The 25,437-nt window shown below is 34.8% G+C and carries 19 protein-coding genes and 1 pseudogene; 11 read left to right on the top strand and 9 right to left on the bottom strand.

Going from position 1 to position 25,437, the window contains the following annotated elements; genetic code table 11:
* Window positions 1-2: 2 nt before the first annotated feature.
* The gene (locus VB776_RS21835; RefSeq protein ID WP_323698998.1) at window positions 3-2,543 is read left to right on the top strand and encodes a hypothetical protein; all 2,541 of its coding nucleotides are present in this window, start codon (window positions 3-5) and stop codon (window positions 2,541-2,543) included.
* A 256-nt stretch (window positions 2,544-2,799) separates the two neighbouring features.
* Here VB776_RS21835 and VB776_RS21830 read toward each other — a convergent pair.
* The 5 genes and pseudogenes from VB776_RS21830 to VB776_RS21810 all read right to left on the bottom strand — a co-directional run bounded on the left by VB776_RS21830 (window position 2,800) and on the right by VB776_RS21810 (window position 9,238).
* A pseudogene (locus VB776_RS21830) lies at window positions 2,800-3,992 on the bottom strand (Tn3 family transposase).
* Window positions 3,993-4,069: 77 nt separating this feature from the next.
* Window positions 4,070-4,255, bottom strand: a complete 186-nt coding sequence (locus tag VB776_RS21825) for a hypothetical protein (RefSeq protein WP_323698997.1) — start codon at window positions 4,253-4,255, stop codon at window positions 4,070-4,072.
* 27 nt (window positions 4,256-4,282) lie between these two features.
* Window positions 4,283-5,419: a hypothetical protein gene (locus tag VB776_RS21820; protein ID WP_323698996.1), complete on the bottom strand. Its 1,137-nt coding sequence runs from the start codon at window positions 5,417-5,419 to the stop codon at window positions 4,283-4,285.
* A 21-nt stretch (window positions 5,420-5,440) separates the two neighbouring features.
* Window positions 5,441-5,788: a DUF4158 domain-containing protein gene (locus VB776_RS21815; RefSeq protein WP_323698995.1), complete on the bottom strand. Its 348-nt coding sequence runs from the start codon at window positions 5,786-5,788 to the stop codon at window positions 5,441-5,443.
* A 300-nt stretch (window positions 5,789-6,088) separates the two neighbouring features.
* Window positions 6,089-9,238, bottom strand: coding sequence for a Tn3 family transposase (locus tag VB776_RS21810; RefSeq protein WP_323698994.1), 3,150 nt, complete (start codon window positions 9,236-9,238; stop codon window positions 6,089-6,091).
* A gap of 178 nt (window positions 9,239-9,416) precedes the next feature.
* Between VB776_RS21810 and VB776_RS21805 the strand changes: the two genes are divergently transcribed.
* The 4 genes from VB776_RS21805 to VB776_RS21790 all read left to right on the top strand — a co-directional run bounded on the left by VB776_RS21805 (window position 9,417) and on the right by VB776_RS21790 (window position 11,664).
* A complete protein-coding gene (locus VB776_RS21805) occupies window positions 9,417-9,965 on the top strand; it encodes a recombinase family protein (protein WP_323698993.1) in 549 nt (182 codons plus the stop codon).
* Window positions 9,966-10,067: 102 nt separating this feature from the next.
* Window positions 10,068-10,310, top strand: coding sequence for a hypothetical protein (locus VB776_RS21800; RefSeq protein WP_323698992.1), 243 nt, complete (start codon window positions 10,068-10,070; stop codon window positions 10,308-10,310).
* Window positions 10,311-10,354: 44 nt separating this feature from the next.
* Window positions 10,355-10,807, top strand: coding sequence for a hypothetical protein (locus VB776_RS21795; protein WP_323698991.1), 453 nt, complete (start codon window positions 10,355-10,357; stop codon window positions 10,805-10,807).
* A gap of 23 nt (window positions 10,808-10,830) precedes the next feature.
* Window positions 10,831-11,664, top strand: coding sequence for an IS5 family transposase (locus VB776_RS21790; RefSeq protein WP_323698990.1), 834 nt, complete (start codon window positions 10,831-10,833; stop codon window positions 11,662-11,664).
* Window positions 11,665-11,779: 115 nt separating this feature from the next.
* Here VB776_RS21790 and VB776_RS21785 read toward each other — a convergent pair whose 3' ends face one another.
* Complete coding sequence (locus VB776_RS21785) at window positions 11,780-11,902, bottom strand: hypothetical protein (RefSeq protein WP_323698989.1); 123 nt, start codon at window positions 11,900-11,902, stop codon at window positions 11,780-11,782.
* 463 nt (window positions 11,903-12,365) lie between these two features.
* Here VB776_RS21785 and VB776_RS21780 point away from each other — a divergent pair, with 463 nt between their 5' ends.
* The 3 genes from VB776_RS21780 to VB776_RS21770 all read left to right on the top strand — a co-directional run bounded on the left by VB776_RS21780 (window position 12,366) and on the right by VB776_RS21770 (window position 16,100).
* Entirely contained in the window at window positions 12,366-14,687 is a 2,322-nt protein-coding gene (locus VB776_RS21780) for a TIR domain-containing protein (protein ID WP_323698988.1), read from the top strand.
* Window positions 14,688-14,908: 221 nt separating this feature from the next.
* On the top strand, window positions 14,909-15,385 hold the full coding sequence (locus VB776_RS21775) for a hypothetical protein (RefSeq protein ID WP_323698987.1): 477 nt from the start codon (window positions 14,909-14,911) through the stop codon (window positions 15,383-15,385).
* Between the two features lie 76 nt (window positions 15,386-15,461).
* On the top strand, window positions 15,462-16,100 hold the full coding sequence (locus VB776_RS21770) for a transposase (protein ID WP_323698986.1): 639 nt from the start codon (window positions 15,462-15,464) through the stop codon (window positions 16,098-16,100).
* On the opposite strand, the gene VB776_RS21765 is transcribed toward VB776_RS21770, so the two are convergent.
* From VB776_RS21765 to VB776_RS21755, 3 genes are all read right to left on the bottom strand, one after another.
* On the bottom strand, window positions 16,029-17,234 hold the full coding sequence (locus tag VB776_RS21765) for a hypothetical protein (protein WP_323698985.1): 1,206 nt from the start codon (window positions 17,232-17,234) through the stop codon (window positions 16,029-16,031). The genes VB776_RS21770 and VB776_RS21765 overlap by 72 nt on opposite strands.
* 407 nt (window positions 17,235-17,641) lie before the next feature.
* Window positions 17,642-19,153, bottom strand: a complete 1,512-nt coding sequence (locus tag VB776_RS21760; protein WP_323698984.1) for a caspase family protein — start codon at window positions 19,151-19,153, stop codon at window positions 17,642-17,644.
* 275 nt (window positions 19,154-19,428) lie between these two features.
* Window positions 19,429-19,995 carry a hypothetical protein gene (locus VB776_RS21755; RefSeq protein ID WP_323698983.1) on the bottom strand — a complete coding sequence of 189 codons (567 nt, stop codon included), beginning with the start codon at window positions 19,993-19,995 and terminating at the stop codon, window positions 19,429-19,431.
* 509 nt (window positions 19,996-20,504) lie between these two features.
* On the opposite strand from VB776_RS21755, the gene VB776_RS21750 reads away from it, so the two are divergent.
* The 3 genes from VB776_RS21750 to VB776_RS21740 all read left to right on the top strand — a co-directional run.
* Entirely contained in the window at window positions 20,505-21,830 is a 1,326-nt protein-coding gene (locus VB776_RS21750; RefSeq protein WP_323698982.1) for a TlpA family protein disulfide reductase, read from the top strand.
* 65 nt (window positions 21,831-21,895) lie between these two features.
* The gene (locus VB776_RS21745; RefSeq protein WP_323698981.1) at window positions 21,896-25,114 is read left to right on the top strand and encodes a SusC/RagA family TonB-linked outer membrane protein; all 3,219 of its coding nucleotides are present in this window, start codon (window positions 21,896-21,898) and stop codon (window positions 25,112-25,114) included.
* A 33-nt stretch (window positions 25,115-25,147) separates the two neighbouring features.
* Window positions 25,148-25,437, top strand: a 290-nt coding sequence (locus VB776_RS21740) for a hypothetical protein (RefSeq protein ID WP_323698980.1), incomplete at its 3' end; no start/stop codon positions are given.

The following is a 25,437-nucleotide window of genomic DNA, read 5'->3' as shown; positions in this document are numbered from 1 at the left end:
TTATGGAAAAAGCATATAAACCTTTTTTTGTCCTCAAAGGTGATGCCTTAGAGAAACAACTTTATAGTAGTTTTAATATTTTTTTTTGTTTACTATTTATTATTATTATTTTTCTGTACATTTTTATATCAAAAAATAAAAATACAAAAGAATATGATTACTATCAAACAACTGGCTATGTAAATAAAGTTAATGCTTTTTTGGATAAATATATAAGTGATTATAATAGTTGTTCTATTGATAATCAAGGAAGACTTACGATTAATAATAGTTCAGAAGAAGGTGGACTTATATTCTATATAGGCTATGAAATTTCAAGTATTAGAGTCACTGGTATTAGAAAATTTAAAAGCTCCGAAGATTCTCTGTTTTATTATGCTAGCAATTTAGAAAAACATTTTAAACTGCAAAGAGAAAATCTTGAAAGAGAAATTTTCAAGGTTGATATTGAGCCTTCTACTGACGCTGGGAGTGATTTTAAAATTAAAAATATTTTCATAGATAAACATATCATTAACACGCCTATTCCAGCCAATCCTGATATCTGGGAAGGTAACATTATCGTTAATCAGCCTTCAGCTTTAGACAGTGTCCTTTTTCTTAAAGTAGGTAATAGTTGGATACCTTTAGAGATTCAGTCACGTAATCATAATGAATACTCAAACATTATAACCTATTCTATTGATTCCCTCTATCAATATAGTCAAAATCAACAACAAAATACATTAAATACATTTTTTAAAAATTTATATAGATTACATGTTATCAACTTAGTTCACATTGATAACTTATCCAATTTGAATGTCAAACTTTTTAGAGATGGGAACAATAGTAAGTTACACATCGATGCTATTTTAAACAATGGCTTTAATATAAATATACATACACAAAAAAAAACCATGACATTTGATAGCGACCAAATCGCTAGTGATGTAATATTGAAAAATGATGATTTCCCTTGTGAAATAAATTACGTGCTTAATAATATTTCTTATAACTATACTCTAACGGATGAATCACCCTTTAAAAAATTAAGTTTTGTGGTAAATTCTACAAAAGGGAAACAGCGTTATATTTCTGAAACAGGCGATTTTTATACACAACAAATGCTTAAACAAATTGTAGCAAATCAAAATAAAAATATTCATACAATAAATAAAGATTCAAACGTCTTTATTAGTCAAAATGCTGTAATGGCACAAAGCCTAGAAACTAAACTTAAAACCTTCAGTACTAGTGGAGCAGTGAATCCCAATACACCTATTAACAAAGAAATGACAATTAGGTTGGGTATGACAGTATTAAATACATCAAATGGTGAAATATTAGGGGCACCCTTCTACGAAAATACTGAAAGTTATCAGAAACGTCTCGGCGAGGTTAAAAATTTCAATTTAATTAATCACACTATTGGTTCTACTTTCAAACCAATTCTAACAGCAGCAATATTAGACCAAGACCATAGATTGTATGATTACAATCTTTCTATAAATGACTTTTCAGGCCCAGAAATCGCAGGTAAACGTTATGTAAATAGAATACTTGGCTATGATTTAGAAAAAGAATTTAATTTGGGTTCAGGTTTTTTCGGTAATAATATTGGTATGAGAGATTATATCAGGTGGTCAAATGATGCATATCCAGTAGCATTATTTATTAAATCTGTAGAAGGTGATAGAATTCTCCATCGTGATAGAATAATTCCAAAAACATTAATTAATTCATTTTTGGGAACTCAATTAGCCAAAAATATTGAAAAAAATTACAGTATATCAGTCAGTAGATATGATACTTGTACTTATGATTATCGGTGTTGGTTAAAAAATCCAGATATCAACGTTAATAATAAAAATTATAAAGACTCCTTACAAATATTTAGCCTTATAAGCCCAGAAATGATTAGTCTAAGAGGTGATTTAATTGGCAGCAACAATCGCAATTCATTTAGAGGAGAAATGATACCTTGGATATTAGGCTCAGGTAGTAACTGGTGGAATAATGTAAAAATGGCAGAGGCATATTGTAGGCTGATAACAAATAAAAAGGTTTTTGCAAATTTTAATGTCAAGAAAATGTCTTTTTCATCTATACCACATCATGATTTGAATAATTTACAAGTAAAAGGTAAGTTCATTTCTGATATGTCAACTAATATTAGCAGTGGTGGAATATGGGTAAGCAACTTAACCAATGTTTTGCAAGACTCATTAGTGATAATTGCTAAAACTGGGACACCTCAGCATTTAGAAGGAATCCAAGAACGAGTAAGAGCATCAGATTATCTGGATAATCGTCAAGTAGATCAAGGCATTCTGGCATTTACAATTATGACTAAAAATCAATTCAGATCTTTAATGAGATATTATGAAACAGGTAGTTCGTCAGATTTACCCGTGAATTTAGGAATTACCTGCTATCTTAGTATTCATATTACACATAATTATAGAAATAAGGATGTAACAAACTCTGAACATGCAATTAACTTCATTGATAAAGAAGTATTGAATAATCTAGTAAATTATAATAAACATTTATTTAAATAAGCTTACGATTAAAGCAATTATAAATGTTGGTGGGTACAATTAAACATCTAGGGTAAAGTTACGTGGGCTTTTCTTTAGGAGTATAATCGTTTAATTAACAATAAAATAACCCCGAAAGAATGTCAATATTGGCAATTTTCGGGGTTTTTCTGTATCTGCTAAGAAAATAAAACACAGATGCAATATACACTATTGAGGTTCTCATTACAATTGGACGAAAAGTAGCGGTTTCAAACTAAAATCTTAGTTAATTGTATCATTTCTTTGGCTTTCTCAAAGCCCTTAATCCGTTCTCTTCCAGTTTGATTTCGTCTCTGAAATTGTATTTTCCTAATCGGTTAATATGCTCAAAAGGGGCTGGTGAAATGTGTTCTAAGTCTTCCTCATTAATTTCATAGCCTTCATTTTTGAGTTCTTTTAGTATCTCTTGGATATAAACCGTATTCCAAACCAAGACAATATTGGTTAATAAGGTTAGGTTATAAGCGGTGATTTGCTGTTGCTCTTCTTGTTGTTTACGAATAAATCCATCACTTCCGAAACGCAAAATAAGTTTTAAATTATGTAATTGTTCTCCCTTGTTAAGCTGCCGACTTACCTTTTTTCTGAGCGTTGGGCGGAGTAGATAGTTGCCAATAAAAATAGTTTTTTCTAATTGACCATAATTCAACAACACATACATCAAGTTATTTTGTCTTGGATATGATTGAAGCCTACTCATTAATAATGAGGCAGTTACATTACCAGTCATTAACGATGCTCCAACTCTTTGCAGTTCCTGAGCGTGTTTTTTGAGATAATCAATATTGACAAAACCTGTAAATCTCAGTGCAGGATATTCTAATTTATCATATTCAGGGTGTAAACTGGATTTGATTTTGCAGAGCCTTTGAGACCCAAGGTCTCTCAATCGAGAGATTAATTGCTTACCTACCAAATTGAAAAGAGCAAATCGGTGTAACCGTGCGTGTCAGTTGTATGTTCTAATATTTCCAAGTCCGTTTCATTGGTTAAGATTTCATCCAAGACGTAGGTAGCATCCCGTTCGGTAGAAGTAATCACTTTTGAACCATATTGAGAATATTGGTCAGAGGTATGCGTGTAAAATGTAACCCCTTGACCAAATCCAAAATATTTTACGATAGCACTGGCGTTGCGTATTTTACCACTGGTAGGGAATCTTTGTCCATCGGAAGAAGATAAAGCTCCATTGCCCCAATAACCACAGAGCCACTGTTTATGATGAAAATTTACCAGTTTGGTATTGGCACTTCTGAGATTTTCATCATTAAAATAATTATTGGCTACCCACCAAAGTGAATTATAATCTAATTCTGATGAACGAGCTAAATCTGCCAAAGAAATGTTACACGCACTTCCCATTAGGGTGGCATATTTAAGGGCATCATGTTCTGTATTTCGGCTAATTCCTTCCCTAAATTCACCCATATAATTTATCCATGAATCCACCTCCCGCATCATTTCGACTAAACCCACCTTGGGAAGTCGAAGGTTGATTTGTTCTCTCAAAATAGGGTAGATGGACTTAATTCTTCTGCCACCACGCCAAGCATAACCAGTTCTTCATTTTCTAACCGAATCCCCTCACCATTACGTGTACCTTCTGCCAAAAGTTGGGACAGGGGTTCAAGTAGAGAAGCTAATTCAGCCGCCATTTCATCAATTCTTTTGACAATATCAAAACTACCCAAAGCATTACAGAGTTGTTCCGCTTCTTTTTACCAGCGAGATTTAGGTATCAAAAAACTATTGAAATCAGCAAACTTGCAGGAATTTTTTACAAATATATCTCCCGAATTGAGCCTATCTTTCAATACCGAAAGCACACAAAGCTCATAGGCTTGCGGCTGAGAATATTCAAATTGGTCAATCAAATTCATCCATGAATTAGTAATAAAATTCATAGAAACGTCATTGGATAATTTGCGTTTAGTGCCTCTTTGAAGTTGAATCAATAAATTTAATCCGCTCTCAAAATAATCTTTGGCAAAGGCTATTTCAAAAGTCAAAGTATTGAGAAAATGTACCGTAAACTGTTTAAAACGGGCGTATTGCTTGTAAAGAAAGTAAAGTTGTGTATGTTCAAAATCCTCCTTAGACCCCTTCATAACCATCATAAGAGCTTCTTGGAGTTCTTCTTTGGGGTAATTGGTAAAAATAGTTTGCCGTAAATCAGGGCTTTCAATCTCTTCATTAATGACCATTTTAGTTGTATTAATGAGTGTCTGCCAAGCACGTCCACGAATTTTTACGAGTCCCATTTGGTATTCATTTAATTCCTTCTTGGCATTATTCATAGCTTGTTGCCAGAAATCACCGTACATCGTTAAAACCATATCAGTTGTATCTAAGAGGGTTTCCCACAAGAAACAAATCATCAAAGGGTATCGTTTGATAGGGTTCATACGTTGCAAATAGGAGTTGGTATTGTTGCGAACGATATTGGCTAAACGTTTTTTTCGGTTGATAGGAATAGTCGATAAATCCCAAGTAGGAATGTCCATTTCTTGTAAATAAGCAATTTTATCTAAGGTCTGGTTGATGGATTTTGCCGTATTTGACGTAGGTTGTAAACATAGCCAGCGATGAGTTGGCATTCTTAAGGTCTTATCAAATTCCAAAATTTTATCCAATTTTTGTTGTAATTCAGGAGTCAGAAGGAACGCTAATCGGCGATGGGTTTCTTCGTTTAGTCGTTCACTTATACTGCCAACAATCCTTTCTAATGTCCCGATGGCAGGACGAAGAATTTTATCATACTGTAATTTTTGACAAAGTTTATCCAAAAGCCACCGTTCATTATCATACTCCATCCCTCGTTCAATGAGCCATTTTTCAAGGGCTGGCTCATCCATAATAGGCTCCCATCTGCGGTATTAGAGGTATTTGAGAATCTGTTGAAGGTGGAAACTTCGAGACATCGCTCTTTGTCCGTAATCAGTAAAGAAGTTTTTATCAAATTCAGTTATTCCCATTTGAGATGCCATAATTTCACCAATATTTTCTACCACAAGCGTTCTCCAATCTTCTTCCAAAAACCCACTATATCTTATCAGACATAACTGTACCGCTATACAAAAGCGATTGGTAATTCCATTAAAGCCATTGACAAATATTTTATCCGTTTTAGTCAGATAAAATCCTTTCAATAGTTCGTCTTCTTCTAATTTTGGAATGCGATTGTAATTAACTCTTTCTTGGGCGGTTAGAAATGTTGTTGACATGATATGTCTGAGTTATCAAAAAGGGTATAAAAATTCACCCCTCTTTAAATGGGTTTAAAGCGTGTTTTTGGGGGTAAAAAGTTATCTTTGTAAAGGAGTTCCTTTTTGATAGACAAAATAAATGAAAAATCAACATAATACCACAAAACGGGTTGCCTTGTACGCAAGGGTTTCAACCCTTGACAAAGGACAAGACCCAGAAACACAATTAGTTCAATTACGGCAATAGGGGCATCACCCAAATTTCGGGGAAATTCGCCACAAAAAGCACATAACTAATTATTTTTCAGTTAATTACGTTTAATCCATTTCCTCTAAATCAATAGGTTTGTTTAAGTCCACTTTCAGGGTATTTTCGACTACTTCATCAGAAAAATCATATTCTCCTTGAAAATTAATGTGTTTGTAGGCGAATGCTGCCGATTGCGATAAAGCTTTTTGTATTTCTTTTCTTTCTTCTGGACTTGCCTCAATGAGTTTTTGAGTTTGATACAAGTAATTGTAACAGACGATTGAATTTATCAAGAGTTGTTTGCTCCGAGCCATCACCAATAACTCTTCTTTGGTGGCAAATTGAATCAGCCCATCGTGTCCTAAATTGAGTTCATCCGAAAGCTGGTGCATACTTTCAATTTGAGTGAGTTGATGGTTAATAATCCGTCTAAGGTCTTCTAAGTGCATATATTTGAGAACAAAGATTGTTTGAACAAGTTTCCCTAACTCCTGCAAAGCCACATTTAAAGGGTGTTTATTGGTATAGGAGGTTAGCCTTTTTAGTAGAATAGATGGAGTTGTTTGTTTTAATTTGAGTGTGGCTACCAATCTCAAAATATTATCCCATTGTTCGGCAATAATTTTAGTATTGATATTATTTCCTGCATTAATTTGATAATCAAGCTGTTGTGTGATTGGCATTCCTGCGACTCCGTAGAGTTTTACCTTGTGGATTTGTTTAAATCTTGGTTGAAACTCAATACCAAGCAAATAGCAGATGGCAGAATTGATGTAATTAATGCCATGTTGGTCGGTAGAATGTAGGCGGTTACTTTCATCATCGTTTTCTTCACTACTTTCATCGATATTTGTAGTATCAATTACCTGATTTTTCTCTTTTCTTTTGGGCTTGGGCTGTAAAACAGGTTGATAATGCAGTAAACCATCCAAGATAAACCATGCCTCAAATTCACCTGCCGAGAAGGTTGTCATATATACAACAGGGTAATGCTCTTCCATAAATGAGTAAATGATAATCCCTTTTTCTTTCCCAAAATATTTTGATGAATAATTAGCATGGATGGAATTGAGAGCCATCGTATATTTTTGACCATCCGAAGCAGACCGCAATAGATTTTCTTCTTCCTTAAAAACAGCGTTGATTGGCATAGAATCCATGATTTGAATAATTCTATCATTAGCATCCAGTAGATTTTTAGAAGATAAATGCCAATTAGACGTTTTTTCGAGAGCCGCTAAGGTGATATTTGGGGATTTTTTGCATTTTTTAGCCATTAATCCTAACCCTAAGTTACACCCCCAACTAATAATAGAAGCGAAATTGATAACGTTTGGCATAATATCTCGGCGATATTCTTCCACTTTATGGGTTAATTTCTTAGTAAATTCGGTGTGTTCATTTACCGTATGAAGTACCTCAAAAATAGTCACATATAGTTCCAATGCGTATAATTCTATACTCGATGTTTGGGTTTTCTTTTTAGGTGTAATGAATTGTAAGGTATTATTTTTTCGTTTCTTGACGAATGAATTAGTTCCTTTATTGATTGACTCAAAGGTTTCATTGAATTGTGTAGTGAGTTTGTTTTCAAGTATTTTTTGAATCGGCTCCCAATCCTTCAAATGGTTCATTCCAGCTCTTTCTAATAAACCCTCACGATTAATAGACCATTCTTCCTGAGAAATCATATAGTCTTCAAATGCCTTAAATTGGTGCGAAACTTGTACGTTTATTCTTCCAGATTTGAGCGATTTATGAATGTATTTAGCCAATAAAACCTTGTATAAAGGCTCATTAAAGCTGTTTTTGCCAGATTTGATGCGTTCTTTCTCTTCTTTGTTGAGAAATTCCATCGGAGCATTTGGTGTTAAATCTCCCCGCTTTTTTTGATAAAAATTCAAAGCAGTCATAATTTTATCATCGGGCTGAGTTGCTGTGAATTCAACGTGTCGAAGCATCTCCGCTACTCGATTCTGGAAGGCTCTTGACTTCTCTACCATCGCATCATACAATAATTTTTTCTCTAAACTTTTTGTTGATTCATGGTATAATTTCTCAACCGAAGGGACTAATTTCAAGAATTCATCATGCTGAGGGTCTTTGATGATTTCAATCATGATTTTGTATTTATCCTCCTGGGTTTTATCGAAAGAAAAGGCGGTATCTTGGAGCAATTTTATCAGGGGAGCTTCTGTCAAAACGGCTAATAAAATTTGTTCTTGGCTGATTTGATTAGCTTCTTGCCAAGCAATCAATAATTCATTTTTACGATTATCCGCCTGACGAAGTGTCTGTTGAGTGGTGGACATAAACGTTTGTACCATCACATCATTGATAGCCAGATATTGATATTTGACAAAGCAAATCAGGAGTAAATATTTTTGATTACGTTGTTTGATTTGGAAAACATCGGCAGCAAGCACGTATTGAGCATAATACTCAATGAGTTCCTCGGATAAATAAAGGCTATTTATGAAGGAGATAAGTAAATTATAGAGCTCTTTTAATTCCTTCAGAGTAGTCATATTTGACCTGATTGAGGAGAGTTTCATCAGTTCAATCAGTGATTTATACCGTGAAATTTTATAGGTATGTCTTCCCTTCTTATCATCGGGAAGTTTATCAAATAAACTATCCAAAGCGGTCTTCTGTTGGGAACTTAATTGAGTCTGGATAGTTTCTAAAAGGTTTTTTTCGGAGCTTCGGATGGTTTGGGTAATCAGAGTTGCCAGCGTATGATAGGCAGGAATTTCAATGCTGTGCGTTCTGATAAAATCGCATAAAGACCTAAAAATACTGGAAGGGCTAATTTGTTTGGTTACTAAATATTTAGCTTCTTGAACCGCCAGAGATTTGTGCCAACCGCTAAAAGAATGAAATCCTAACTCATTTAGAATAAGATAACTATGGCGATTCATAGAGCTGTAAGAATAATTGGTCAAATCAATCTGTTCCAGTTTAAATTTTAGGCTTCGGCAAGTATGACGAATGTCTGGTTGGCGGAAAGTACCCAATTTGAAGAATCGCCCACAGGCTCTAAAATAACCTAATTGGAGAAGAAGGCCAACTTGATTGGCAGGTGAACCCAAATCTCGCAATTTAATCTTTAACCATTGCGGAATATCAAAAAAGACCTTCTGTTGTTGAAACGAAAACACGGGAGGATTTTCAAACTCCTTAATTTCTTCTTGGTTTAGGATGTCTAAATTACTCATATGTTCTCTATGCTTAAACGTGGGATTTCTTTACCTTTTTTAATTGCTCAAAATAAATCAAATATAGATAGTTTTTAAGTAAATAAATTAGGTTAATAAATCAAAGTTAAATATATTCGCTTCTTAATGAGTAATTTAACTTTTTGAACCCCCATCATAATAATTACTCCATCATTTTATGTTCATAGGATACGCAAGAGTTTCAACATCAGACCAAAACCCCAATCTGCAAACAGATGCTCTTAAAGTGGCGGGGTGTCAAAAAATATTTATTGATAAGATAAGTGGAACAAAATCTGACCGCCCCGAACTCAATAAGCTCAAAGAACAGCTTCGTGAAGGGGACACAATTATTGTTTGGAGACTTGACCGATTAGGAAGGAGTCTCAAAGATTTAATTGAATGGGTTAATTATCTGGAAAAAGGAAAAGTTGCTTTGAGGTCTTTACACGAAAGTATAGATACAACAACGCCCACAGGAAAACTTATTTTTCATCTTTTCGGTGCATTGGCAGAGTTTGAAAGGAATTTAATCGTCGAAAGGACTAATGCTGGATTAACGGCTGCCAGAGCCAGAGGTATCAAAGGGGGAAGAAAACCTAAGCTGGATGCAACAAAACAAAAAACCGCTCAAACTATGTATGATGCTAAAAATCACACCATTAAAGAGATTTGTGAAACCTTGAAAGTGACCAAACCTACTTTGTACAAGTACCTGAAAAGGTAGTTTTGAAAAATGAAATTAGTGTAATTGATTAAAAATCAAACAATTAAATAATTATCGTGGCGAATTTCCCCGAAATTTGGGTGATACCCCTATTTGGAAAAATTGGGAGCTAAAACGTGGGAGCTATCAGTAATTTCATCAAATAGACAAAAGCGTTTAGCCAATGCCGTAAGACCTGATTCTAATACTCATTTGAAAAGGCTAAATCCCGTTAGACTTTATCCCATGTTGGTATGTTTTCTAAGAGAAAGTTTGTTAGATATTACTGATATTATTTTGGCTATGTTCTGCGATTATTGGCAACAGATGATCAATAAAGCTAAAAAATCTTTGGATATTTATTAGAAACAGTAAAATCTCAACAGCGAGCCATCAAAATACTCACCAAAATGGGCAAAATAGTCATTGATGAAACGATTGGAAAAGAACAATTAAGAGATACCATTTATGAGAATTTACCCAAAGAACATATTCAGCAAGTTCTACAAATATTGACAAATAAAGCCCTAAAAACCACCTCTTACTTATCGTTTTTAAAAAATAATTATTCATTAATGAAGCAATTTGCGCCTAATTTATTGACCCGATTAGCTTTTAAAGTAGCATTTACTAAAGATAATTTTGAAACTGCTTTGACTTTGGTGAAAGACTTGCAAAGCGGTAAAAAGAAAAAGTTTCCACAAGATGCTCCCATGAATTTTGTGAGTAATAACTGGCAAAAAATTGTGATCCAAGATGGTATAATTGACCAAAAAAATTATGAATTGTATGTCATTTCACTACGAAGCTGTTTAAACAAATGCAAAACATTCCCAAATAAGTGCGAATTTCGTGGTGTCTAATCATAAAATATCACTTACCGGGAATGCTAAGTAAAAATACAATAGAGAAGTGGATTATCCCAAATTTATCCGTTGGAAGTCGAGGTTTTGAGCCGAAAGTACCTTTAGTCGAGCTTGTAGAAGCTATTTTATACCGCTTGAAAACAGGCTGTCAATGGAGAGAGTTACCAACTGAGAGATTTTTTAGAGGAACTATTTTGTCTTGGAATAGTGTCTATTACCACTTTAATAAGTGGAATAAGGCAGGTTGTTGGCAAAAGATTTTTGTTAATTTACTCAGAGAAAATCGGCAATATCTTGACTTATCAAGACTTTCCTTAGACGGTTCACACACCCCTTCAAAAAATGGTGGTGAAGCGGTTGCCTATCAAGGTAGAAAATCTTGCAAGACGACCAACGCTTTGTTTGTTGTTGATAATCAGGGTATTCCATTATCTATGAGTACACCTCAAGATGGTAATCATCATGATTTATATGAAATTAACATACTATTTGGTGAACTTTGTGATATGTTAAAAGAAGCAAAAATTAGCTTAGATGGCTTGTTTTTAAATGCTGATGGAGGCTTTGATTCCACAGTATTAAAAGAAGCTTGCTCTAAAGAGGGTATCATTGCTAATATCAAACCGAATCCAAGAAATAAACAAGAGAACAAAGTGCCAGAAACAGGACAGGAGATATTTGATGATGAACTCTACAAAGGACGTTACGTAATTGAACGAACCAATGCTTGGATTGATAGCTTCAAGGCACTTCTTGTCAGGTTCGAATTTTTAGTACAAAATTGGATTTCATTGCATCTTATGGCATTCTCAGTTATTTTATTACGTAAAGTCGCTAAAAAAACAAAAGTTTAAACAGCTTCTACTAAAAGACTCCTAGTCTAGGTTTGTGAAGGAGTTTGAGACCGCTTTTGAAACATAAACAGGTATTCATGTATCTGTTCTTGGTCTGGTCTAACAGGGTCGGGATTTAACCATAGTGAAGGGCAATGGCGTCAACATGGCGAGCGTAATTCTCAAAAGTGCTTTTACTTCTACCTAAAATAGAAATATTACGCTTGAAACGATAAAGAAGAGCTTCGAAGTCAGCCACTTCTACTTTTGCACTATGAATGAGTGTATCAACTCGTAATTCATCAACATTCTTTTTTTGTCAACTTAGAAATAGTTTGTAATTTATGCAAAGATAGAACCTTGAGAAGCAAAAGCTACTACAGGTTTAGTTCAACATGTATTTGCGAAATAAACAGCGATGCTAACTACTTCGCCAATACGAACATTGCCAGCAATTTTAAATTAAAACTCCGATACTATCTGGCAGTTTATTTAGCAAGTGAAACTAGACATAACTGACAAAAATCTACCTGATATTCTTTCTTTTTTATTTTTGAATGAAAATATTATTCCTGGGGAAAAGTCGTGACCAGTCTGGATTAAGATATTTGCTTTAATATATTTAATTTCCGGTTTTCTCATACCTTGAATTTGAGAGTACTCGTACCGAATCGGAAGGCTAACAAAGGAGAATTTTTTGAAAACAAAAAGATGAAATTATTATGCAGGATAAAAAATATAATGCCTTTATATCTTACTCACACAAAGAAGATATAAGTCTTGGAAAATCTATACAAAAATCTATACAACAACTTGGAAAACCTTGGAATAAGATACGTGGATTGAAAGTATTTAGAGACCAAACCAATTTGAGCGCAAGTCCTCAATTATGGAACAATATCAAAAATGCTTTGAAAGAATCTGACTATTTCATTCTGTTGGCTTCGCCTGAAGCTGCTGATTCCAAGTGGGTAAAGCGTGAATTAACATTTTGGTTAGAAAACAAAGGGGTAACAAATCTTATAATTATACTTACAAAGGGGAATATAACTTGGGATAATAATCAAAATGATTTTGATTGGACTGCAACTACTTCATTACCTAAAATGAAGTACAAGGCTTTTACTGATGAACCACTTTATATTGATTTTAAAGAGACAAAAAATGAAGCAAATCAATCTTTAAGAAATCCTTTCTTTAAGGAAAAAATTGCAGTCATAGTCGCAACAATAAAAAAAATGGAAGTTGCTGATGTAATTAGCGAAGAAGTCACACAATACAAAAAAGTTATTATACTCAGGAATTCTGCTATTACTGTGCTTTGCTTGCTTCTTTTAACTGCCAGTTTTGCTGCATTTTATGCGTTCCTGCAAAAAGAGGAAGTTAAAGTTAAAAATATGCAACTTACGACACAAATACAAGAAACCAACCGACAACGTGATACAGCTAAAGAAGAAAAGAAGATGAATGAGCTATCATTCGAAAATCTTAAATTAGAAAAAGTCGATCCTACAAAAGCATTTAGATTTGCTCAATATTTTAACTTAAAATTTGGCCACAAAACCAAAAATTTCGCTGAAATAATAAAAGGAATCTATAAAGGCAATTTCAATTTTTATTCAATGGCCATTAATATTGAAGAAAAAGCCAATAGTATCTATGTATCAGAACATAACGGAAATATTTTAGTCGGTAATAAGAATGGAACTTTTACACTTCTAAATCCACAGGGGAAAGTTATAAATAATAAAAAGGTTACTTCAGATACTATTTTACACCTTGCATTTATTGGAAATTATATTATTGGAGGCGATAGCAGAATGCTTAAATTATATGATAATAAAGGAAATGAAATCAAAAAGGTCTTTGATGGCAAGGGACTCATTGATGGAATTGGGGAAATCAAAATCAGGGGTAATAATTATATACAATTAGGTGCGTTTTTTAATGACAACAGATTTGAGATTAAACTTTATAAATTAAACCAATTGCTTCAGCTTAATGAAGTAAAAAATTTTCCAGTCGACACTTCATGGAAAACTGATTACTTTCAATGTGATATTTCGGCTAACAATCATTTAATTGTGAAGGGTATTGACCAAATAGGAGAGGTTCATGGATGGGTTAGAAATAGTTCTGATGCGTCCGAGGGCAAGATATCAACTAAGAATTCGAATTTGTTTGATTTTTTTGTACTTAAACCCGAAAAATATAATTACAAGGATTATCAAGGTGAATTTGAAGGAGGAACACATTTTTATGATGTTTCTATAGCCCCGAATGGATATTTAATTATCGGTTCATTATCTGACCGCACCACAAGGATTTGGGAAACGAGTGGTCAAGAGTTAGGAGTTATTTATGGCAATTTTTACAAAGTAAAATTTTTGAATGACGACCAGGTACTTGCTTTAGATTACGATGATAAGCTATACTTGTTTAACACTGCAGGAGTTAAATTAAGCCAGTTTCTGGGTCCTGGACGCATTCACGATTTTTGTGTAACAGGTGGGATAGTATACACCTTAGGAGACAGTCAAGTGCATAAATGGGAAGTTTTCAATAATAAACTTATCGATATTGATGTACGAAATAAAGGCCTAGTAAGGATTCAAAATGTTTTGTATAATACAAAATCAAGATCCTTGATTATTGATTGTGTCGGTTCACTCTGGGAACAGGGATTTCATGATTTCAAAAAGTTCCCTGTTATGAAATCTGAATTTAATTTTACCAGTGAGTTAAAACAAACTAAAGCAGTGGGAATTCAGCAAATGTATGGTTTTAAAAAAACGTTGTTGACCTCCTCAACAGGCTTATATAAGCTAAAAGTAAACGAGAGTGGAAGTATTGATTTATATGACTCATCAGGTGCTTCCATAATAACTTTCCAAGGCAGGACCGGACTTATTGGGTCTATTGGCTTTTTTGCTAATGATCATTATTTTTACTTTGTAGGAGAGTCTGGATCTTTAGAGATCTACTATACTCCGGTGGGAATATTAAACTCGAAGAAAATGGCGAATTTCAACTTTACTTACTAGTTAAAAAAATCTTCGTTCCAATTCTCTAATACACTCATACGACTTACAGAAGAATTAAATAAACCGGACTGCATTGAAATGCTAACAATAAAAGTAGTAATCACTTTCCAGACGACTTCGAATATTTCTTCTGACGGAAGAGTTTATGCGGACAGCATTTTTCGATTTGCCACTGGTCGTAATGTCGTCAATTTAAGGGTATGCGGGTATTTTTGTATATTATGCTAGCAAAAAACCAAGCAATTATTACAAGTATCCATAGTCTTATCATGAGCAAAAACTTTAAAGATACCCATAGAATTAGCCCTAAAAGTTTTGTCCGAGACAGAATCTTAGGTTTTTCTGATTTCATTATTATCCAAGTTAGTATGCTCATTAAGAACCTTAGTGTTGAGATAGATAAAGCTCTTTTGTTGTTATCTTGTAGCAATTTTTATTCTAAACAGGCATTTAGTCAAGGACGTAAAAAGCTTAAATACAGAGCCTTTATAGCTTTGAATAATGATTTAGTCAAAAACTTCTATCAAAGACCTCCTTTTAAAACCTATAAAGAGAAATACTTATTGGTCGCAGTAGATGGAAGCCTACTACAATTACCAGAGGCAGTACATACTTTTTTGGCACATGGAAAAACCAAACAGATAAAGCTATGCCTATGGCTCGTTGTTCTGTGGCTTATGATTTACTCAATAAAATAGTGATTGCCTCTGATATTTCTCCTTGTAAAGTCTGCAAACACGAACTCTATGAATCTCATCTTGACATCGAAGCAATATGTTTTCAAAATATTCAATCGCTCCCACGATTTATTTAATGGATAGGAACTATCCTTCTTTAAAAAAAATGATAGATATTCCATTGGCAGGTAATTCTTATGTTATTCGTTGTAAATCAGTGTTTTGCCCAGAAGTTGTTGACTTTGTAAACCCCAATGAAGAAGATGCTATACTTACTCTAAAGATAACCAATAAACGTATTCATAATACTTTCTTTAAAACACTTTCTAAAGTGCCAGATGAAGTACAAACAAGGGTAGTCCGTATATTATTCCCAACGAGGGAGTATGAATATCTACTTACTAACACTGATTTTACCATTGAAGAACTGGCTTATTTATATCAATTACGATGGCGAGTAGAGGGTTATTATTGTGTATTAAAAGAAAAAATGCAACTCGAAAACTTTTCCTCTAAAACAGTAGAGGGAGTAAAACAGGACTTTTTTGTAAAAATATTAACCTCCAATATCGCTTCTTTACTGATTGCTGATGCTCAAAGTCAACTTGACCAAGAACAAAAAGTTTCCAACAAATATGCCTATCAAATCAATCAAAATGTCGCTTTAGGTATTATTAAGAATGAAATAATAACATTGTTGATGAATCAAAGTCTCAATATGGAACCCGACAGTTAAGGTAAGTAGAGTGGCAAAAACTATTGCTAATAAAAATAAAAATAGATAAATAAATAATCGCCTAAAATGATAAGCATTGATTGACACATGTTGTCTAGAAAAGCTATAACTTTCAGTTATAATCTTAACAAGATTAATTCTAAAATCAGACAATTGACTTTTGTCATTAGCAGGAAATTCTAAAGCAGGAATATTTGATAAAGTTTCTACATTCAAGTGCAATGACAGATGATTTAGAATTGCTATTAGTTGTGTTTTGATTTCTGCTGAGTAAATCAAAACAATTGGAATATTATTAGATAAGCATTTTTTAATCTCCCAAGTGATGTTGTCCGTTAATTGAGTTATATCAATTATTGCAACATCACATTCGCTAATTAGTGAAGAAACTGTTTCCTGCCATAAGTAGTTTTGTGTTTCAACAATGGTGGATCTCGTTCCTAATAAAGAGAGTCGTTTAATGAAAAAATTTAGCGAAGCAACCTTACTACTTGCAATTTTGATGTCTTGAGTTTTTGTTATTTGAATTACCTTATTCTTATTGTGTACAATTATATAGAATAAAATAAAAATTAATAGTGTTATACACAACCACATTATATATCCAATAATAAAGGCTATGACTACAATGAGGTGGCTGTTACCTTCTGATACGACAGGAATACTCACAATCTCTAAATAGTAAATAATCAAAATAGCTGAAATGAAAATTATAAAAGTTATTACATAAGCGAAGAGTTTATCCTTTCGTGTTGAAGACATAGAAGGAAATGACTCATCTTGCAATGTTACAATACGAATTTTTTTTCCCAACCCTCCTTTATTATCAGGTGATATAACATTTGTGTTCAAACGAAATTTTCTTAGGTATAGCACAACATTTTTTTTGTCTGCTGACAAACAAAATGCTAAAACGAGTAGCAAGAAAAGGATGTAGATTTGTACTGTTCTCCTGATAATTCTTGGAATTGACCATAAGTTGTACTCAAGTGTAACTAATGAGTACTCTGTTGAACTTGTTAATAAAATAAAATACGCCAAAATGGTTAAAGTAAATACCACTATTAAAATCCATCCTAATAGCATAGTAATTTTCTGCTTCTTAGTTTTGATGCTGATTATTTTATTTATCATTTTATGCCATTTTTTGGGTATCGTGTTACTTGGTGCTAAATCCCTAATATGCGAAAGTATTTGTAATACTTTTTGTATTGTCCTGTCAGTTTTGTAATTCCTAAAATAGTTGTTTTCCTTGCAATTCTAAACAATTCACCTATTTTAAATTAATTAATCAAATGGACTAACAATTTTGAAAAGACTTACTTTAGAACATAGGTATAACTATAAATGAGAAACAAGCCTTTAAAAAAAGCAGGCGAAAACCTACTCTTCCAAAATCTTCAAGTTGAAGAACACCTCTATAAAAGAAACCACCGAAGCTGACTGCGCAGTTTAAGTAAGTTCAAGACTAAGCGCCCCTCATTCCTTCATCGCATGGCTTGCAGCCATGGCGAATGCTTAATTATTAGCAGTAGTTGTTCTCATTTTAGAAGATTTACTTTTCCAATACTTATTTTTTTTAGACCCTCGATTGTAGTGTCAATTAATTCAAGACACTTCATTGTTTTGTTCGGTGTAATTGTAATTTCCAAATCTTCCACATCAACTTTAATTGTCAGTCCACTGTACGTTGTGTATTCAATCTCTCCTTTCATTTCATTATCATACAATTTTCCCCTATCTTCATCTTTGAGGTTTTCAAACTTTTCAACTAGTTCATCAAAGTCAATTTTACCTTCATAAGGAATTACAATTTCATCTATTTGCTGAGGAAAAATATCATCAAAGTTTTCAACTAGTTCTTCTCTTCTAACCCTAATAATTAATCGTCTTACCATCTTTGCTTCGGCAGGATTATCGGAACTTTGCTCAACTTCAATAAAATATCTGTAAGTGTCACACTCCACCGAACCACCGCCTACTTCTGAAACTATCTGAATGTGTCTTTTTCGTAAAGAGAGTACTTCTTTAGTATTTTGGTAAATCTCTTGAATTTCTTCCTCAAGATTATCGTTAAACACCCTTTGAATAAATAAGTTTCCTGATGCACTTACTTTGTCTGGTATAAAATGTCCTCTTTGAAAACCTTTAGCTCTTTTAATTGGAACAAATGTCACTTTTCTAAAAGATGCATTGTCAAATTTTAGATTTAACTTGGGAAATTCGTTATTCAATTTTTCTTCAACTACAGGAAGCTTACGAATTAGAAAATCTCCAGTTGAATTAATCTTGGCATATGGTCTCTGTGTACCACGATGTTCTGTCTTTTCTGTAATGAACCTAGGTACTGCAATCGCTAAATAGTTTTTTATAGAATTATCTGTAATAAACTGTTTTCTTAAAATGACATCAGGTATATTTCCTTTTAGAGCTTCAATAAGGTGATAAGTCCAAATCCCATGTTTTAAAATATCATTTGAGTAAGACTTTTCACCTGGTGAGCAAGACATAAAAACAGCATTATATTCCTTAGATTTCAGAAATGCTTCAAATTCTCGGTCATTAAAGTTTGAAATTATGTCCCTACTCGAAAGCTTATCTTTGATATAATTTGAACAACAATCTAAAAAAATTATGGATTGCTGACATTCGGTTTCTTCAAGAGGTTTTAGTAGAACTTCATTTATTGATACAGTTGTACCAACAAGGTTATCCGGGTGAGTATCCCAACAAGTTAACTTGTTCTGCGATGAAGAAAAGAAACCGTGTCCTGCGTAATAAAAAATAAATTTTTGGCCTTTTGAAAGTTGTCTGATGCTATATGGTAATTCATTTTCAAAAGCACTTTTTGTAGTATCTTTGTCTAACCACATTGTGATATTGTCTTCGGGAATTTGAAATTCTTCACGAAGCATTTTTTTGAATTTTGTTGCATCGTTTCTGGCATACTTAACTGGTGTAATTCCTATTGAGCCATCATTAAAACGGTAATCTTCAATTGCAATAATCACTGCAAATGTGTTCTCTTGTGATATGTCTATTGTCTCGGTCATACAATTATTGCTAACTCGTAAATATACCCATGTTTGCTACTTTTCTCTAAAGCTAAGTAATAGATATAAACAAAGCTATTATTAGCTATCAACAATTTATAAGTTATTTATTTTCAAACAATTATATTAATAATCTTGGTAATTCTGTCTAATAACAATACAAAATCAGAAATGTATATTCTACCTATTTGGTATGGTTAAAGGCTAGATTGCTTTGAGGATTTTTCTCAAGATATACCCAACCCTATCTTAGGATTAAAATCACATTAATACCGTTATCTAAAATACACATCCACCATCCTACTCCCTAAGCTTCCATCATTTAATAAAATAGGTCTTTTCATTGATTTTAGAACACCTTTAGAAACAGCATATCTGAGCCCTTTTGAGAGTTCGTCTTGTTGAAATTCTCTATTCAATTCTTCCTTACAATAATTCGTAATCTCTTTTAAGTATTTGTAACCGTCATTAAAAAGACCTGAATTCAGTAAAACTTCATTAATAAATGAATCAATACTTCGTTTAGATTTAGCACTTAAAAAATATTCAACGTTCTTTTTGTTATCATTTTTGAATCTTATAAGAGCTTCCGATTTATTAACATAATTGGGAATATTTGAATTTAAGTTGAATATTTTCATTCCGTCAAACCCTAATTTATCACCTATTTCTCTAGCAAAGGATTCACTTAGAAATCTAGAGCCATTCAAAATACCATATAAATGTGAGGGAGATTTATCTAAAAATTCTGCAAAACCCGGAACTTCCAAATCTATGATTTCCATAAGCCTTCGTAATTTATTGGCTATTTTTTCGGAATATTCAATATTTTCTTCTTTCATCCAGTAAATGGATGAAAATATTTACGCTAATAATTATCATATATTTACTTTTTTCGAAAAATATATTTTATATTTGAGTAAGTTATAGCTAATAGCTATTTCATTATTTTTTTGGCATTAAACTAAAGAGTCTCGACAGCAAATTCCGACAATTTGATAAGGCGAGACGGTAGATTTGATGCCTGTGTGACTACTTTTGCGTAATTTTAGCAGTGTAGCACACGGGTTCTACCGTTTTACCGTCCTTGTCGCCGTCGGAAGCGTGCTGTGCGGTCGGTAGCTCTCCCTGTGCTACATTGCTTTTATAGCCTTCTGCAAAGAGACTCGTAAAATAGGTGCGAGTTATGAAACATTCCTTTTTTTATCCCAATCATGTTAAGGCTGTAGTTTGCCTTGATGTCAGCGCATGCCCTAAACAGCGCTACAAGAACATCATCAAAACACCTGTATAAGGTAGCTTTCACGCTATTATTTTAATGTTTTAATACATTCATCTAAAAACTAAACCCATGAACGCAACAATCTGCGTAAGGGCATTGCTATGCCTTTACTTTTTCATATCTGTACATTTCCTAACCGCCCAAGCACTCAAGGTGGGAGACACTATCCCACCTGAGCTTTGGAACTTGTCCCTCAAAGTCACTAACCACCCCCAAGACAAACAAAACCTGAAACTAAGTGACTATAAGGATAAACTAATCATCCTAGACTTCTGGGCTACTTGGTGTGCTCCTTGTATTAAATCACTTAGTAAGCTGGATTCTTTGCAAAAGCAGTTTGGCTCGGCCGTGGTAATCCTGCCCATAACCTACGAAAACAGTAGTAAAGCTCTTCCTCTATTTCGTAAAAGGGGCTGGAGCCTCCCTACTGTGGTGGAAGATACTTTACTGAAAAGCTATTTCCCCCATACAGGTATCCCCCATCAAATATGGATTCGAAATGGTCTGTTTTTTGGAGCGTCTGCTTCCTTAGAATATACCAATACCTATAATCTACACCGTGCATTAAACGGAGAAGCTTTTGTACTCTCACACATCACTCCGCCTGTCAGTTTTAACCGTGATATTCCCCTCTTTTTGGATGGAAACGGGGGTAGTCTAAAGGATACTCGAATCAGGTCTTTGCTCTCCAAACGCATCAACGTCAATATCGGAGGAATCACTAGAAGTGCTACTAATATTCGGGCTTATAATGTACCATTTCGTAGTCTTATTTATGAAATGTACAGACTCGATATTCCTTACGCTGGTAGATTTAACCGAATCGTTTGGGAGATAAGCGATTCCCTCAAAGAAGAATTGATTGGCACACAGCAGCAGAAAACAGGTATTTATGAAAAGGATCTTGCTTACTATCAATGGCTAAAAGAACATTCCTACTGTTACGAACTAGCCATTGACTCTTCCCTGAATATTTCAAGAAAAGCACTCTATCAGTTGATGGAAGAAGACATCAACCGCTATTTCAAGCTTGAAAAGGGAATCATCGCCGTATTGGGAAAAAAGAAATTGCCTTGCTATGCGATTATCAATCGAGATAGTTCTCTATCTGTTTCCGTCTCATCTGATAAGGAGGAAAACTTAAAGGCTGAAAACTACTTTGTGATGGAGAACCAAGCCATTGAGCAACTCACTAATTACATCATCGCTGTACTGGCACAACAGCCATATCCTATCATTGACAGGACTACCGTTAAGCAAAAGGTATCTATTCGGCTAAACAAAGCAAACTTGACCATCCCCGCTATCAAACAGGAGCTTAATAAGATTGGGCTTGATTTGGTATTGCAGCAGCAGGAAATACCAGTCATCATCGTCAAATATGCTAATCTTTAATTCATTCATCTAATCCTTATCACTTAATCTTCAAGCTAATGAAAAAACTCTTCTTATTGTTATTGATGGGAAATTGCGCCATGCTTTATGCCCAACGATTAAAAAGCAGGGTGCTGGACGCTACAGACGCTCACCCGATACAAGGAGCCTCAGTCAGGCTGTTGCGGGCTGCCACTGGTACTATCACAGATGCCAATGGCTCTTTTGAGATACTCAGACTTAGTAAATACCCAGTTGATACCCTTGTCATTTCTAGTATCGGTTTTAAGACTATAGTTATTGCGGTTGATAACCGTTCACAACCTGAAAGTCTGTTGATGAACAGGCAATCTCTTGCCCTTGATGAAGTGGTTGTTTCTACGGGATATGCTAAAATCAGTCGTGAGCGTGCCACTGGTTCTTTCACTCACATCAGCAATGAGCTGATCAACAGGAGTGTAAGCCCCGACATCATCAGTCGATTAGAAGGGGTTACTCCCGCTCTTCAGTTTTACAGAAGCACTGTCACACCCAGAGGAACCACTTTGGAGCTTAGAATCAGAGGAGTGAGTAGCATTTTCTCCGATACGGCTCCCCTAATCGTGGTGGATAACTTTCCCTATGAGGGAGACATTAATAGCATCAATCCGAATGATATAGCGGATATTACGATCTTGAAAGATGCCGCAGCGGCGTCCATTTGGGGTGTTCGGGCAGGAAACGGGGTCATCGTCATTAACACTAAACAAGGAAAATACAATCAAAAAACTTCGGTTAGCTTTCAGTCGAATATCACTATTGGTGAAAAGCCGAATTTGTTCTATAATCCTAACTTCTTGGCTTCACAGGAGCTGATTGATTTCCAGCGATTGCGATTTGCACAGGGAGGTTTTCAACAAAATAACTGGACATTATTGCCTGAGGCGATTGAGATACAGATTGCTAGACAAGAAGGAAAGCTTTCAGCTGAAGAAATGGAGCGGCAATTGAAAGGGCTAGCCTCGAAAGACATTAGAAAAGACATGCTCGCTAACCTTTATCAAAACAGCCTGAATCAGCAGTATGCTTTCAATATTGCTGGAGGAAATAATAGCCTGAAATATGTTACCGCTATTGGCTTTGACAAAAATCTTTCTGGGAACGTTGGGTTTAGTTCTTCCAGAATAACCCTCAATAATCAGTTTACTTACCGATTCAATCAAAAACTAGAACTCTTTACAAGTCTGTATTATGCCCTTCAGCATTTTAGCAATAACGGACTGGAGAGAACAGACCTCATTCCTAGGGAAGGTGGTGCCATTCAGTCTTATACAAGTCTTAGAGATGATTCTGGAATGCCGACATATATTCCTTATAAATACCGCCAACCTTACATCGCTTCGGCAGAATCTCAAGGATTACTCAATTGGGCTTTTAATCCCCTTGATGAACTTGCTCTTGCTGATAAAACTTCCAAAAATAATGAAACAAGAATCAATGCAGGAATTCGTTATGCACTGATTCCAGCGCTAGCCTTAGAAGTAAAATATCAGTTTCGTCTTGCGCAAGGAGCATCCCGCCAACATTACGCTCCACAAAGCTATTATGTCAGAGATCTTGTGAACCGATTCACCCAAGCAAATGGCACTAGTGTGATACCTGTGGGTGGAATTCTATCGGGGAATCAAAGCAGTGGAGATAGTCATTATGGAAGAGTACAGCTCAATTATAGTTATAGTGGGCATAGTGGGAAAAGTGGGCTTTTTCAGCCGCTGCACCAATTGGATGCCTTGGCTGGGGCAGAAGTCAGACAAGACCGCTCTCAATCTGGCCCTGGATACTTGCTATATGGTTATGATGACCAACTACTCACCAGTGCTCCTTATCTCAATTATGAGACGAGTTATCAATTACGCCCTATTTCCTCGGGGAGAATCCCCTCTCCTATCAACGATATTGGATATTTGACTGACCGTTATCTCTCTTACTTTGCTAATCTGGCTTACACTTACGATAAGAAGTATACGCTTTCTCTCAGTGGTCGCTGGGATGCTTCTAATATTTTTGGGGTAGCCACTAACCAAAAGGGTGTTCCTCTCTGGTCGGTGGGTTTGCTTTGGAATATCAAAGAGGAATGGTTGCCAGACATTGAATCTGTTGACTTGCTTAAATTAAGGGCTACGTATGGGGTTAATGGAAATATCAACAAGCAAGTAAGTGCGCTTCCCAATATTTCTCTTTCTTCTGGTGTCATTACCAATTATCCTTATGCACGTATAACCACTACAGGTAATCCTAATTTACGCTGGGAAAAAGTAGTAGTCTGGAACATGGCTACTGACTTTTCTTTCTTTCATAACAGAATTCGAGGAAGTTTGGAGTATTATGAGAAAGCTGGGATAGACCTCATCGGCTATGATTTTCTGGATCCTACGACGGGTATTTTCCAATCTTCTTCTGGTTTATATACCATTGACAACCGAATCAATTATGCCAATCTGCTTACCAAAGGAGCAGATTTGGAAATCAATGGGGCTATTACCAATGGTAAGTTTAAATGGTCAGCAGTGCTGCTTGCCTCTTGGACACAGAACAAGGTAACCAAGTACAATGCGGCGGAAGCGCCTACCTTGCTTTCCTTTCTTCCTGCCTCAAACGCTGGGCGTGCGCCTGCAACCCAAGGTAAGTCTGTGGATATACTCTATGCTTTGCCTTGGTATGGGCTAAATCCTACCACTGGTGCTATGCAGGTGTATGATAGCAAAGCTGGTAGTGGTGGACTAGGCGAAAATTATGCGGCTTACTGGGCTTCATTACAGCAAAGTAATCTCAAGGAAATGGGGGTTACTGTACCAGTATTTTTTGGTAGTTTTCGAAATACCTTTACATGGAAAGGATTGACTGCTAGTGTTAATCTGGTTTATAAAACTGGCTATCAGTTCAGAAGAACTAGTATCAATTATTCCAATCTGATTAATTATGGTGGGGGTCATCGGGATTATGAAGCAAGATGGAGGTCTCCTGGGGATGAATTACAGACTTCCGTTCCAGCAGTTACGCTTACTGCTAATACTACTCGGGATAATATTTATTTAAGCAATGAAAGACTCATTGAAAACGGAGCGCATCTTAGGTTAAAAGACATCAATCTTAGTTATAAGTTGTCTGCTCCTAAACTAGGACTCAGCAATGTTTCTGTTTTCATGTATGTCAATAATGTTGGGATACTGTGGCGTGCCAATAAACAAGGTTTAGACCCAGATTTCCCGACCTCAGACTTCCCTCCTATCAGAACTTATTCTTTGGGATTTAAAATGGACATGTAACACTTGAAAAATTTAAACGTAAAATTTATCAACATGAAAAAGATATATTCGATTCTATATTGGGTTGGCTACTGTGTACTCAGTCTCTTGATGAATGCCTGCTATGGGGATTTTTTGGAAATTGAACCCAATCGTAAGCTGGCGGTACCGAGTACTTTAAAAGACTTAGATGCTTTAATGGACAATACTACTTTGCTCAATGCTAATGCTCTATTAATCATGGGTGAGCTTGGCACGGATGATTATTATTTGAATGAAACAGATTGGAATTCACTGACTAACCCTTATCAAAAAAATGGCTATGTCTGGGCTAAAGACATCTA

This window comes from Arcicella gelida (assembly GCF_034931025.1).
GTDB classification, from domain to species: domain Bacteria; phylum Bacteroidota; class Bacteroidia; order Cytophagales; family Spirosomataceae; genus Arcicella; species Arcicella gelida.
Note: the sequence above shows the minus strand (reverse complement) of the source record. Positions and strands in the feature narration are given on the sequence as shown.